General features: G+C 57.0%; 8 protein-coding genes. 3 read left to right on the top strand and 5 right to left on the bottom strand.

Annotated features, from left to right (window positions below):
* Nucleotides 1–38 precede the first annotated feature (38 nt).
* On the bottom strand, nt 39–1,019 hold the full coding sequence (locus NHH03_RS09445) for a GDP-mannose 4,6-dehydratase (RefSeq protein WP_253155589.1): 981 nt from the start codon (nt 1,017–1,019) through the stop codon (nt 39–41).
* 45 nt (nt 1,020–1,064) lie between these two features.
* On the bottom strand, nt 1,065–2,057 hold the full coding sequence (locus NHH03_RS09440) for an SDR family NAD(P)-dependent oxidoreductase (protein WP_253155588.1): 993 nt from the start codon (nt 2,055–2,057) through the stop codon (nt 1,065–1,067).
* Between the two features lie 291 nt (nt 2,058–2,348).
* On the opposite strand from NHH03_RS09440, the gene NHH03_RS09435 reads away from it, so the two are divergent.
* The gene (locus NHH03_RS09435; protein ID WP_253155587.1) at nt 2,349–3,077 is read left to right on the top strand and encodes an LON peptidase substrate-binding domain-containing protein; all 729 of its coding nucleotides are present in this window, start codon (nt 2,349–2,351) and stop codon (nt 3,075–3,077) included.
* Between the two features lie 106 nt (nt 3,078–3,183).
* Here the strand turns inward: NHH03_RS09435 and NHH03_RS09430 are convergent, their stop codons facing one another.
* Nucleotides 3,184–8,307, bottom strand: a complete 5,124-nt coding sequence (locus NHH03_RS09430) for an Ig-like domain-containing protein (protein WP_253155585.1) — start codon at nt 8,305–8,307, stop codon at nt 3,184–3,186.
* Nucleotides 8,308–9,121: 814 nt separating this feature from the next.
* Here NHH03_RS09430 and NHH03_RS09425 point away from each other — a divergent pair.
* Nucleotides 9,122–10,513, top strand: coding sequence for an enolase C-terminal domain-like protein (locus NHH03_RS09425; RefSeq protein ID WP_390895545.1), 1,392 nt, complete (start codon nt 9,122–9,124; stop codon nt 10,511–10,513).
* Nucleotides 10,514–10,653: 140 nt separating this feature from the next.
* On the opposite strand, the gene NHH03_RS09420 is transcribed toward NHH03_RS09425, so the two are convergent.
* Together NHH03_RS09420 and msrB are read right to left on the bottom strand one after the other, a co-directional pair.
* Nucleotides 10,654–11,496 carry a hypothetical protein gene (locus tag NHH03_RS09420; protein WP_253155581.1) on the bottom strand — a complete coding sequence of 281 codons (843 nt, stop codon included), beginning with the start codon at nt 11,494–11,496 and terminating at the stop codon, nt 10,654–10,656.
* A 206-nt stretch (nt 11,497–11,702) separates the two neighbouring features.
* A complete protein-coding gene (msrB, locus tag NHH03_RS09415) occupies nt 11,703–12,320 on the bottom strand; it encodes a peptide-methionine (R)-S-oxide reductase MsrB (protein ID WP_253155579.1) in 618 nt (205 codons plus the stop codon).
* A gap of 112 nt (nt 12,321–12,432) precedes the next feature.
* Here msrB and NHH03_RS09410 point away from each other — a divergent pair, with 112 nt between their 5' ends.
* Nucleotides 12,433–13,389: an ABC transporter ATP-binding protein gene (locus NHH03_RS09410; protein ID WP_253155577.1), complete on the top strand. Its 957-nt coding sequence runs from the start codon at nt 12,433–12,435 to the stop codon at nt 13,387–13,389.
* Nucleotides 13,390–13,473: the final 84 nt, after the last annotated feature.

The raw sequence follows: 13,473 nt of genomic DNA, 5'->3' as shown, positions 1-13,473 counted from the left end.
AGGAGGGGGGTGACGGAGACGGTTTGTGTGGTCTGCCGTCAATCGCTGAGTCGTGCGAGATCAGACTGCACCATGATTTTTGCCAATTCTGGCACCTTGGTTTGGGCGTCCCACTGCAGCTGCTTGGATGCCTTGGAAGGATCACCGACCAGGCGAGTGCCTTCACTGGGCCGCATGTAGCGAGGGTCTTGCTGAACGTAGTCGGTCCAATCCAAGTCGACGGCGGCAAACGATGCCGACAAAAAATCTTTGACGCTATGGGCGGTGCCGGTTGCGATCACAAAATCATCGGCTTGGGGTTGTTGCAACATCCGCCACATCGCATCGACGTATTCGGGAGCAAATCCCCAGTCACGTTGGCCGTCGAGTGAACCGAGTGACAGTGTTTTTTGTTTGCCCATTGAAATCGCAGCTGCGGCGCGCGTGATCTTGCGAGTTACAAAGGACTCGCCACGGCGCGGTGATTCATGGTTGTAACAAATCGCGTTGCAAGCGAATAAACCAAACGATTCTCGGTACAGCGCGACCATCTGCGTTGCAAACGCTTTGGCGATTCCATAGGGCGTGACCGGATTCATGGGCGTCGTTTCGTTCTGCGGCCAGTGATCCGGGCGACCAAAGATTTCGCTACTGCTGATGTGCAAGAAACGTGGCTGTTTTTCCAAGTCGCGAAGGATTTCCAGCAACCGCAGCGTTCCCATGGCCGTGAAGTCACAGGTCGTTTCGGGAATGTCGAAACTGGCCCCGACGTGGCTTTGGCCGGCCAGGTGATACAGTTCATCGGGCAAACATTTGATCAGGATCCGCCGAATCGTGGTGGAGTCACCTAGATCGGCGTAATGCAAAAACAGTTGCTTGTTGTAGACGTCGTCGCGGTGAAAGAGTTGGTCCAATCGACCGCGCGCCGTGATGCTGCTGCGGCGCACGATGCCGTGCACCGTGTAGCCTTTGTTGATCAACAATTCGGTCAAGTACGATCCGTCTTGACCGGTGATTCCGGTGATAAGTGCAGTCGGCATGGAGGCGGCGGTGCGGTGGTGGTTGGGGGGACTTGGCAATCCGAATCAGGGCAACACAATTTGTGTGGACCAAGGTTTGTTTTCTTGATACCAGCGAACCGATTCGTCCAATCCCTGTTCCAGCCCAACGTCCGGTTTCCAGTCCAGCAATTTGGCGGCTTTGCTAATGTCCGCGCTGGTCGTCATCATGTCGGCTTGGTGGAACGGCAAATATTCGATGGTTGCTTTTTTGCCCAGGCGTTGTTCGAGCATCTCGATCAAACGGTTCAGCGTCACGGGAGTGCCGCCACCGCCGAGGTTGATGATTTCGTAGCCGAGCGGTTTGGCGGCAGCAATCGTGCCGCGAGCGATGTCATCGACATAGGTGAAGTCGCGCGACTGTTCGCCATCGCCAAACAGTTGGATCGGCACGCCATCATCGATCCAGCGGATGAAACGAAAAATTGACATGTCGGGACGGCCGGCCGGCCCGTAGACCGTGAAATAGCGGCAGATTGAAACGTCGATTTGATACAGGTGGTGATAACTGAACGCCATCACTTCGGCCGACTTCTTGCTGGCGGCGTACGGTGAAATCGGCGTGTTGACCGGCAGCGATTCCTGAAACGGCATCGGTTGGCCGGCGTACAACGAAGAGGTCGATGCCAGCACAAACTTTTTCACACCGGTCCGATGCATCTGCTGCAGCAAGTTCAAACTGCCCATCGAATTGGTCGACAGGTAGATGTGTGGATTTTCCATGCTGTATCGCACACCGGCGCGCGCCGCTAAATTGAACACAGCATCAAATTTGTCGGCATCAAACAGTTTTGCCAGCGCGGCTTCGTCTTCGATATCAGCGCGATGAAACGTGAACCGATCTTGCGCCAATGATTCGACGCGGTGTTCTTTCAGTGTGGTGTCGTAGTAGTCGTTGACGTTGTCGATGCCGACAACGCGGTGGCCGGATTCCAATAGCAATGCTGCGACACGTGAAGCGATAAAGCCGGCGCAACCGGTGACCAAGAACGTACCGGGAGATTCAGTGGATTCAGGCATGTGACGAAGTGATCGGCGGCGGATGGGGACAGGGGGAATGCGAGGCTGAGTAGCCACGGACGCCAACCGAGGGTTGAGGCTTCAGTGGTGTTCATCGCTCATTTTCAGCCATTTGACCAGATTGGTCCACAGTTTGGCCGAGCATAGTTGGGTAACGGTGACGGTTGAAGGGGCGTTGCGAGTCACGTGAGATGGACGGGTTGTAGCTGGTCTATAATAGGGGCATCTGAAAAGCCGCTCGTTGGTGAAGTGGCCGTTGCTGCGGGGAAGTTCGTTTGACAGTGAGAATCCATGGGTGATTTGGACGATTTGACGCGATTACCAGACGACTTTGATGGTCGAGTTCGTTTGTTTCCGCTGCCATCGATGGTCTTGTTTCCGCATGCGATGCAGCCACTGCACGTGTTCGAGCCGCGGTACTGTGAAATGTTGGCCGACGCGCTGCAGAGCGACCAGCTGATTGCGATGGCGACCCTGTCTGGGGATTCAGCCAGCAAAAAACAGCCGCCGGCGATCGCCAAAACGGTCTGTGTTGGCAAGATCGTCTCGCACGTCGAACAGGAAGACCAGCGGCACAATATTTTGCTGGTCGGAATCAAACGGGCTCGCGTGACGGCGGAAATCGATGCCGGTCGTTGTTACCGCATCGCAGCCATCGACGTCTTGGACGATCTGTACCCGCCCACTGGAGCAGCGTCGCGCAGCGCGTTGCGGGCTGAATTACTGGAGGCCTTCGGCCAGATCATTCCGGCAACCGAATCGGTTCAGAAGGGCTTGAGCGAATTGCTGGCCGGATCAATGGGGTTGGGGCCGATCAGTGACATCATCTCTCACACCTTGCCGCTATCGGTGGCGATGAAGTTGCAGCTGTTGGCTCAAGCCAACGTGGATCGACGGGCGCGGCGGTTGATCGAATTCATGGCCAGCGGAGCCATTGATCTGCAGGGAAGTGTTCCCACCGCAGATTCCGACGCCGCAGCACAACGAATGCCTTTCCCGCCACCGTTCAGCACCAACTAGATCGGTGCCGCATCGCTGAAGTGTCAGTGATCAAAACGGCTTCCCGTGAGGTTGGTGACTGACACGCTGAAGCGTGAATTCCAATGGTGACTGACGCCTGCTTGTGTTACAGCAGGCTGCTTTGGTCGTCAGCTAACAGGCTTAGCAGATCGTCTTCGTCTTCATCGGCATCGTCTAGTGAAAGGAATGCCGAGGAAGTTGCTGCTTCGCCGCCGGCCACTTCACCACTGACCAGCTTGGATTGCTGATTCAGTTGTGCAAAGGCCGTTTGGTGACTGCCGTCGTCGCTGTCCTCATCCTCGCTGGCGGGGATTCCGGGCAACAGGGCGCTGCCGATCGATTCACTTTCGCTCGTTGACGCTGTCAGTGCCACGGCCAAGTGATTGATCACCCGCAAGGCATCCAAGGCGGTCGTTTTCGAGTCGCCGTTGACATCGGTGAAGAAGCCGCGGCCACCGGATTCCCCTTCGCCTTCACGGGCCAGAGCGTTGATCACACTGAGTGCGTCCGACGGCGTGACAACACCATCGTTATTGACGTCTTCCGGAAGTGCCGGGTTTTGTAGCGGGCTGCCACCGGTGATCGTGATGTTCAACACGTCGTAGCGAATTTGCGAAACCGGAACGGGATCATTCCGCTCTAGCAGCAGCGTGTCTTGGAACGGTTGGGAATCGGCCGGGCTACCGATCACTTGGGTCGTTCCGGCGACGTTGCCAGCGACGAAGTACACCGTCGCCATCAGGTTCGGTTCGATGATCGAGTCCGGATCGACGATCTGGCTGCCCTGCATCAACAGCGATCCGAATTCATCGATGATGCCATCGCGAATGGCGGTTCCGACACCCGCCGCGGCATCGAAGTCGGTGTCGAATTCGACATCAAAATCGTAGCGTCCGCCGGGCACTCCCGCTGCGGGGCTGATGGCGTCGATGTCGTACAACATGTCCAGGTAGGCGGCGAACACAGCGGTGTTATCCAGCGTTCCTCGCAGGTCTTCGACGTACACTTGCACGCCAAAGGTCTGGCCGGCTTGGACCGATGTGATCGTGCTGCCGAATTGATCCACCAGACCAAACGAAATGTCGACGATATCGTCGGCGGCAGCATTCCCGATCGCCATGGTGACTTCGGCGACACTGCGAACGCCGTCGTTGGAGACGATCAGGTAGGTGAAGCTGTCGAAACCGTTGGCGTTTAGATCGGCATAGTAATCGATCGTGTCGTCACTGAGATCGTCCGGCGTGCCGTTGTCGTTGATGACGGCTGTACCGCGGGAGGCTCCGGTGGCGATTCCAAATTCACGGATCCCGCCGGTGGGGCCAAAGTTGTCATTGTTCAGGACATCCAGCGTGTTCGGTGCGTTGCCCGAACTGATCACGATTCCGTTGGAATCGGTGCCGGTCATAAATGCGTCGTCGATGGCACTGGCAAAGTCGTCTCCGGCTGGGAAGATCGTCAGTTCGGTGCGGCCGAGACGCTGTTGGGCCGGTGTCAGCGCGACGTCTTCGTCAACCAAAATGGTTTCCGCGACGGCTTGGTCGGCCGGGTCGCCGGCGAACAATGCCACACCGGGTGAAACCGCTTGCATCGTGATGGTAAACAGTTCGACCGGATCGCTATGTTCGATCAGGTTGCCGTCGGCGGGAATCGGTTGCACGGCTCCGACGTCATCAATCAGACCCGGGGTCGAGGCGTCACCGAGTTTGAATCCGCTGCCTTGGAAATTGTCACCAAAGGTAATGTCGAAATCAAACCCATCGCTATTGTTGGTGTCTCGGGTGGCAACCAGTTCGTCGGTGTACAACAGATCCAAGAACGCCGATGCCACGCCTTCGGGGCTGAATGTCGGGTTGTTGAGTTCTTGAACCGAGACTCGGACGTAGAACGGTTGGCCGACTTGAACGCTGGTGATCGGTTGATTGTTGACAACATCAAAGATGCCGATCGAGAAGTCGATCAAATCGTCGTTGCGGGCACCTGGCTGTGAATTGACGGTGACTTGAGCCGAGCTGACGGTGCCGTTGGCATCTTCGATGCTATAGGTGAACTGCTCGGTGCCGGCAAAGCCAGGTTGGGGTGTGTAGCGAACGGTTTGTCCGCCGCCTTCCAAGGAGACTTGGCCGCCTTGATCCCCAGCGGTCACGCTGGTGATTCGCAATCCGCCGGCGACACTCGGCACGTCGTTATCCAACACGTTCAGAGCGCGATTGGCCGAGCCTTGTGGGATGTCAAACGTATCGTCGACTGCGATCGGCACGTTGGATTGGAAGTTCACGTTCACGGCCACATTTGCCGTGTAGCGATTTCCCAGTTGGTCTTGGACCACGTACTGGAATGCATCGCGACCGATGAATCCATTGGGCGGCGTGTAGGAGATCGAGCGTCCGTCTTGCGAGATTCCAACGACACCGGCGGTGTTGACCGTGTTGAGCTGGATGATCGTCAGACGTGTGACGTTGGTTTCAAAGTCATTGGCCAGCACGTCCAGTTGATTGGACAGCGAGTTCCGTGAGACCGTGAACACGTCGTCGTTAGCGACTTGAGCCTGGGCCAGGATGTCGAACTGGTAATCTTCGACTTCACCGACATCTGCTTCGCCGCCGACACCTAGATTCGCAGTCGGGCTGTAGCGGAAGCGGGCATAGGTTGAACCGACCACGGCACCGGTGGGCACGTTGACCGTCAAGTTGGTCGTGCCGGCACCGAGAGAGACGTTGGTAAATACTTGTTCGTTGGCGTCAAACGTTCCGCTGGCATCAAAATCGATCCAACCTTGCAGGAAGGCTGGAACACCGGATTCGTTACGGGTGGTGACTGCGAAGGTCGCGGATCCACCAGGGCCAAGCGGCGAGAGCAATTGAATGCCGTCTTCGTCGTCAATGTTGTTGTTGTCGTCGCCCAAAGCGTTGGACGTTGGCAGACCGTTGGTTTCACGGTCGACCTGAGCACCGAGTCCCAGGCCTTGGCTGATGCCGTGGCTGGGGCCATTGGTGGCGACGGTGGTTTGGTAGCTGTCCGGGGCGTCACCGTAGTCGCGCGACGGCAGGTTGCCAAAGTTGTAGTTGTCCGTCAGAGCAGTGCCGTTGTAGGTGACGACGTGCTCGCCACCGACCGGGAAGGTCTGGACATAGCCGGCCGTGACGACTTCGCGAATCGTGTAGGTACCTGGCCCGGGGAAATTGATTGAGTAGTCGCCATTGGCGTCGGTCAATGCCGAGGGTTCACCCAAGTCCGGTCGGTCGTCGCCGTCCAAATCCAAGTAAACATAGACGCCTTCGATGCCGGATTCATTGGCATCGAACAATCCATTGCCGTTGGTGTCGGCAAATTTAGTTCCGGTGATGTCTGGGACGACTTGGATGAAACCAAAGTTCACGCCGGCGGTGCCGGAGGTGATGTTCGCTCGTGTGGTGACCGTGGTGGCAGCAAACTGATCGGGAGTGATCGCGATGATGTTGTAGGTGCCCGAGGCGACCGACAGGGCATAGGCGCCGCCGCTATCGCTGACGTCACTGGGATCGGTGACATCAAAGATTCCGTTATTGTTGACATCGGCAAACACGGTGACGCCTGGCAAACCGGCATCGCCGGAAGCTTGTCCGTCACGATTGGCGTCATTGAATACCAGACCGCTGATCGACGCGCCGACCATACCGGTCGACAGGCTGTGGGCCAACGTGTCTGGCGAATCCTGATAGCCGAACAGTCCCTCGTTCAAGCTCAGCTGATCACGAGCAAACACGGACGTGGTGTCATCGATGGTGCCGAAGATACCGTCGGGGCCAACGCCCAATCGAAACTCATCACGGCGAACACCTGGATCGTCCATGATGGCGCCGATGAAGTTATCACCGTTTAGGTGACGCAGACCAAACGTGTGGCCGGCTTCGTGTGAAACGGTGGTACCAATCCGCCGTGCCACTGCATCCAAAACGCTGCTGGTGTTTGCGATCGGGAACACCGTCGAGGCGTCTAGGAAGAAATCGATCGGCAGGATCGAATACTCGCTCATGTCGAAGTTGCCGACGTCGAGTGATTGCGCGATGCCGAGGATGCCATCGATCCCCGCGTCCAGCACGGTGCCGCCGACAAAAATCCGAGTGACCAACGGGTCGTCTAGCGATGGCACGTCGTAGAGTCCGCGATCAACCGCATCCCGACTATTCAAAATTCGAATGCCGAAATCGCCAGGTTTACCGGTCGAGTCGTAGTCGCCGTTGCCGCCATCACGCACCACAGAATCAAAGTCTGATTCAATCTGCGAAATGATTTTGTCAATCAGTTCGTTGTAGGCCGCTTCGTCGGTGTCTTCGATGCCTAGGAAGCCAATGTTCTGCCGAAAGTTCGTGAAACGAATCAAGCTGAAGCCCAACACGTCGTTGGGGCCGAACAAGCTAGAGGGATAGGCACCGCCCTCGAAATCGACGTAGATCGTTTGTTGTTGTCCGATGGGCAACTGTTCGGACACGGGGCGGTAAACACGCAATCCCGCTGTGTAGTTGACCGCTGTGGTCGAGGGGGCCAACGATAGGTAATAGGTGCCGCTGTGTGGGACGACCTGGTGACCTAGCGCGTTTCCGACGGTCATCAATGGGGAAGCGTCGGGATGGAATATACCCTGGTTCGTATCGGTTCCAAACCAGAGAGATCCAGCGTTGGCGCGTGGGTGCGGCGCGTCGCCGGCCGGAGCGTTGGGATCGGGAGCTCCATAGAACAGCGTCACGTTGGCACCGGCGCCAAGGACGGCAACGTCTAGGATATCGCCTGCTCGGAGCTGGAACGAAAAGGTGTCAACATCGGTGTTGATGTTACCCTGGCTGCTAACCGTGATCGGCAGACTGCCGTTGATGTCAATCGTGTCTTCTTCACCGCTTCCGGTGCCCAGCGGAATGGCTTGAGCACTGTTGAACGTATCATTGATGCCTCGCTGCGACGTGTTCTCGTTCTCGTTGACCTGGAACGCTTGCACCGCGCCAATGTTTCGTGGCTCGACCGCGTCAAATAGACCCGGGTCAATCGTCGGGGTTGTCGCTCCGCCACCGACTCCGGCGGCAAGCAATTGACGAGCTTCTAAACCCTCGACCGACAGGCGACGTTGATTACGACGCGATCGGCTCTTCTGACGATCCGTCCGGCGACGGCTCGACCGCGAGGATTTGGCAACTGTGCCATCCGTCTCGGTGCTGGAGGAGCGGCGGATCAAGGATTCCGATTCAGTGCGTTGGATCATCGAAGGTCTCTACCAAACGAGCCAGCTTTTTCAAGCTAGGGTCAAAAGCGGGCAGTGTCGTGGGTCAGTCGGGCAACGTGCGGATTGGCTAATCTTAATTCTGCCAAGCCCTGCTATCTAATCAATTCAATTCCATTCTCTCATCATTCCAATGCGTATCTTATTCACACGCCATGCGCGAGCGTTGGGGAAAGCGCACGTTCGTATGCATCGGACGATTTCGGCCTCGATCATTGCAAAATACGTAGTGCTCGCCCAATCAGAAGGATGGGAAAAATGCGAAGTCTGAGGCAATTGGATAAGGTTTGGCTGCGATTCTAGTTGGAGCGGATAAACTGTCAACGAATCGTGGTGTTCTGACGTGCGGGGCCGCGTCAGAGTTCCGTTGAATTCGAGGAAACGACATCAAAACAGCATGGAAGCCAGCCTCGTTATCGGTAATTGAAGCTCACTTTCTGTTGTCAGCCGGCAGATTCGCCGCCGATAAGCCCCAGATTACCCAAATTATTTTTGCAGGGGTGGGAATTGTTGTGCTCGGTTTCCCCCCCTGTTAACCGTAGCTGGACCGGCCACGGTTCAGATCCCCCTGGATTCCCGGCGGTCGGAACCCTGGCGGGATAGCGATTACCCGCCAATTTTGTTTGATCCCTCGCTGACGCGTCGGGTTACCGTAAAAGCGCTGGCTTCTAAACCCACGCGTCGGGTTGCCATTTGTGGGTAATCGGGACCCTGGCGGGGTCCGCTACGACTCATGTGTCGAGCAGGTCCCGTCTGCAGAGGGGAGTCGGGCTTTCCGCGCTTGCGAGAACCCGGCATGATGCCACTCTCAAGCTCACGTTTCCCTTTCAGACAGACAGCTATGACCGCCATAGAACGTTTTTCACTGCAACTGCGCACCGAAACCTACCGTTATCGAACCCCGATGAAGTTTGGTGGCCGGATTGTGGAGGACGTGACGGTGTTGTCGGTCGATTGTGATGCCGAAACGGGGGCCGGCCGGGGCCGCGGGTTGGGATCGATGACGATGGGCGTCGCCTGGGCCTGGCCCTCAGCGACGTTGGATGATCCGACCAAATTGGAATTGGTGCTGGAGCTGAGTCAGCGGATCGCTCAAGGTTACCTGGACAACGACCAAACCGGGCACCCGATGGACCTGTGTCATCGCATGGCCGGTTCACAGTTGACGATCGCCGCGGAGCTGGCTGCGGAAAAAGGGTTGGCAGAGCCCATTCCTGAATTGGCGGTTTTGTTAGCCGCATCTCCGATCGACGCGGCGCTGTTTGATGCTCATGGCAAGGCCGCTGGTGTCAGTAGTTATGCGCTGCTGGGACGCGATCACCTGCCGAATGATTTGGGCCATTATTTGGATGCAGAATTTTCGGGGCTGCACCTGTCCGATTTTATCTCTTCCACGCCCTGTGATTCGTTGCCCCTGTATCATTTGGTCGGCGCCTTGGACCCGTTGACCGATGCCGACATTGAAACACCCGTCGGCGACGGATTGCCCGAGACGCTGGGGCAGTGGATCGATCGCAACGGATTGACGCATTTAAAGATCAAGCTCGATGGCGCGAATCTGGACTGGGATGCCCAGCGTGTCGCGCGAATTGATGCGGTGGCATCCCAGCGACGTGATGGCGACTGGTCGTATTCGCTGGATTTCAACGAACGCTGTGAAGACGAAGACTATGTGTTGCAATTGCTGGATCGTTTGCAACGCGACGCGGCGCAAGGCTTGCAACGCGTTCAGTACATCGAACAACCCACGCACCGTGATTTGGAACGGCCTGGGCAGGCGACCATGCATCGCGCTGCCGAGCGGCGACCGGTGGTGATCGACGAATCCCTGGTTGGACTGAAAAGTTTGCGCACGGCCGTCGAGCAAGGTTACAGCGGGATCGCGCTAAAGGCTTGCAAAGGCCACTCGGAAGCGTTGTTGTTGGGCGCCGTGGCGAGGCACAAGAAGCTGTACCTATGCGTTCAAGATTTGACCTGCGTCGGCGCATCGCTGCTGCACAGCGCTTCGCTGGCCGCCCATATCCCTGGCGTCGCTGCGGTGGAAAGCAACGGTCGGCAATATTCACCCGACGGGAACCGACGCTGGATGCAGCGGTTCCCCGACTTTTTCGAAATTCAAGGCGGTCGAATTCCAACCGCCCAGCTCGCCGGCCCCGGATTGGGGTACGGCGACGATCCGATTCACTAGTGGTGCGTTCAAATTCGAATTTCGGGTCGACAATTTGTGGCGTAAGCTTCCAGCTTGCGATCACCACACCGGGCGAATCGCAAGCCGGAAGCTGAACGCCACATGGAAGCGTTGCTGCACCACGCGAGCAACGCAACCTCTTACGGCAGGATGGTGAGCCCGGTTGCGAGCGTGGCGGCTTCGGCAACCACGGCTTTACGCTGGTAGGGCGGGCGTTGTTTGAGTGCGGGTGCACAGGATCCGGCGCGGTAATAGCCCAGCGTATAATCGCATTCACATGCCGGGTCGATCGCGCACAGGTAGGGCAGCATGACAAACTGGCCAGCGAAGCGACCACCGCTGAGGAACGGTTGCAGACAGGGATGGCAGTAGTGGCCGTGCCGCTCCAGCATTCTGTCTTCGAAGTACAGCGGGTGGGAGAACGTATTGGAAGCGGCCCAATAGCTCGTATTCCACTGCCAAGGCAGGCCTCGATCCAAACCGGATTCAGGAAGCGCAGTGACTGGCGGGGTGACACCCTTCAGGTAGCCGGGGGGGACACTTCCCTTTTGATCCCCTTCACCAATGCTATCCATACTGACGGTGAGCGCTTCAATAGGAGGCATCAAAAAGCGACCCTCGTCATAGGTCGTTTTCCGATCGGCAAAGATGGATTCGTAGCGTGTCTCACTCACCTGGGACGGAATCCGGTCGCCAGCATTGATGTCCGACAATGCATCCAACGCGTTGTTTAAACGGTAGTCGGATTGTCTTGCGTCCGCTTGCGGTGACTCGGGCGTTTGCTTGGCAGGCGAAAGCGGGTCGGGTTCATCACCAAACAGTGCCGCGATCGATACCGGTTCAGGAGACGGTTCCGCTGACGGCTGTGTTGGGGCCTGTGCGAAAGCGGTCGAACCGGTGAATGAGATCACGGCCAATCCAAGGCCGGCCCAGCCAGCAATCGACTGTGGTGTAATTTTCAGGTGCCGAAACAACATCTTCATCGCCTGCTCCGCGTCGACGTACAAATAGACTCAATCCGATAGTCTGGTTCGACCGTTGGCGTGACGATCCACAAAAAATTCCCGAGAACGCCTACGACGGGAACAATTGCGCGGATTGGTAAGATCCCGAAGGTTGATGTAACCGGCAAAGTTGACAGCGGGTCAATTGTCGTGGATCGCTCCGTCGATCTTACGTCTTGATCAATTCAATCCTCGGACTTTGGTTCGAATTTCATCGCGGCACTGTTCATGCAATAGCGTTTGCCGGTTTTGTCGCGGGGGCCGTCATTGAACACGTGTCCCAAATGCGCGCTGCAGCGACTGCAGTGGACTTCGGTGCGTGGTGTGAACAGGTGATAGTCGGTCTTGTACCCGACGTGATCCTGGGCGATCGGATCATAGAAACTCGGCCAACCCGTTCCCGATTTGAATTTGGTGTCGCTGGAAAACAGACTCTGCCCACAAACAATACAGCGGTACAGTCCGGGTTTCTTGTTGTTCCAGTACTTGTTGCGAAACGCCGGTTCGGTTTCTTCCATCTGAGTGACTTTGTACTCGATCGATGTCAGCAGTCGGCGCAGTTCCGCTTTCGATTTAGCAGTGTATTTGGGCTCGACGATTTTGTCGGATTCCGAATCCGTCGCTTGAGAATCTGTGACCGCCGCTTTCTCACTGGCATTGTCCGCTTCGACGGTCGCGGTTTCCGTGCCGCCGGTCTCGTGGGCTTGAATTGCCGAAGGGTGGTGAAGCATTAATGCCGCAGTCAACACGAGTGGCGCGACTGGGACGATGCCAAGCGGTATGATTTGAGGTGGGCGGTTCATCAATCCTTCATCTCTTTCGTGAAAATCATCAGTTATGATCGTCCGCGGTGAACACAGGCAGGCGGGTGTCACTGGCGTTTGAATTCGAATCGGTCCGAGTTATTTTAATTGTATGTCAACGATCCAGCTGAGAGAAATTTCGTTGCGCTATGACCGCGTCGATGTGCTGCGATGCATCAATTTTGTCATCGCAGAAGGCGAATATGCGGTCATTTTGGGGGCCAGTGGCTGTGGCAAGACGTCTCTGTTAAGAATGATCGCGGGGTTGATTCGGCCGACAGCGGGCCAGATTTTTTTCGATTCGAGGGATGTCACCTCGCTGCCGCCCCGCCGTCGTGATGTGGCATTGGTGCCACAATTCGATGGGCTGTACCCCCATTTTTCGCTTCGTCGTTCAATCGCGTTTGGATTGTCCACACAGTTATCTGCGCTCCAACGCGAGCGGCGAGTCATTGATGCGGCCGAGCGGGTTGGGATTCAGGACTTGCTGGAACGGCGGCCGGAACAGTTGAGTGGCGGTCAATTGAGACGGGCTGCGGTGGCCAAGGCGATCGCCAGACAAGCTGCGATTCGTCTATTGGATGAACCGCTATCGGCCGTCGATGCAACTCTGCGATTCTCGATCGAGCAAGACCTGCGGCGTCTCCATCAGGCTTCGCCCGGAGTCACTTTGCACGTCACGCATGATGGCGCCGAAGCGATGCGAATGGCGGACCGCATCGCGGTCATTGAACAAGGGCAAATCGCGCAGTTCGACACGCCAGAGCGGTTGCGCGATGCGCCGGCCACACCAGCCGTTGCAGCGGCACTCGGCCAGTCACCGTTTCACACCGTGGCACTACGGCGAAGCGAAGCGGGCTGGAGCGATGACCAAGGTCAAACGTTGGCGGGCCCGGAAGCGGCGCTGGGCAGTGCTGCGACGATCGGGTTCTATCAATCCGATGTGCTGCCATCGATCGATGCAGCGCAGCGATCGGCCGACGACTGGCTGGACACACAGCTCGGGATCCATGTGCGAAGCCAGGATTTGCGTTGGTTTCAGTCAGCTCCATTGGACACGCACCAGTAGCGAATGGGTCGCAAACGCGGTGCATGAGTTTTTTGAATTGCGCTTATATCGCAACCCGACGCGTCAGCAAGGGATGTAGCGTGT

Source organism: Stieleria tagensis (genome assembly GCF_024129865.1).
GTDB lineage: Bacteria > Planctomycetota > Planctomycetia > Pirellulales > Pirellulaceae > Stieleria > Stieleria tagensis.
The sequence above is the reverse complement of the archived record's forward strand: the minus strand, read 5'-3'. Positions and strand labels throughout refer to the sequence as shown.

Excerpts from the sequence above, each read along its gene's own strand:
- NHH03_RS09440 (WP_253155588.1), bottom strand. The coding sequence starts at position 2,057 with ATGCCTGAATCCACTGAATCTCCCGGTACGTTCTTGGTCACCGGTTGC.
- NHH03_RS09425 (WP_390895545.1), top strand. The coding sequence starts at position 9,122 with ATGATGCCACTCTCAAGCTCACGTTTCCCTTTCAGACAGACAGCTATG.
- NHH03_RS09410 (WP_253155577.1), top strand. The coding sequence starts at position 12,433 with ATGTCAACGATCCAGCTGAGAGAAATTTCGTTGCGCTATGACCGCGTC.
- NHH03_RS09435 (WP_253155587.1), top strand. The coding sequence starts at position 2,349 with ATGGGTGATTTGGACGATTTGACGCGATTACCAGACGACTTTGATGGT.
- NHH03_RS09430 (WP_253155585.1), bottom strand. The coding sequence starts at position 8,307 with ATGATCCAACGCACTGAATCGGAATCCTTGATCCGCCGCTCCTCCAGC.
- msrB (WP_253155579.1), bottom strand. The coding sequence starts at position 12,320 with ATGAACCGCCCACCTCAAATCATACCGCTTGGCATCGTCCCAGTCGCG.
- NHH03_RS09445 (WP_253155589.1), bottom strand. The coding sequence starts at position 1,019 with ATGCCGACTGCACTTATCACCGGAATCACCGGTCAAGACGGATCGTAC.
- NHH03_RS09420 (WP_253155581.1), bottom strand. The coding sequence starts at position 11,496 with ATGAAGATGTTGTTTCGGCACCTGAAAATTACACCACAGTCGATTGCT.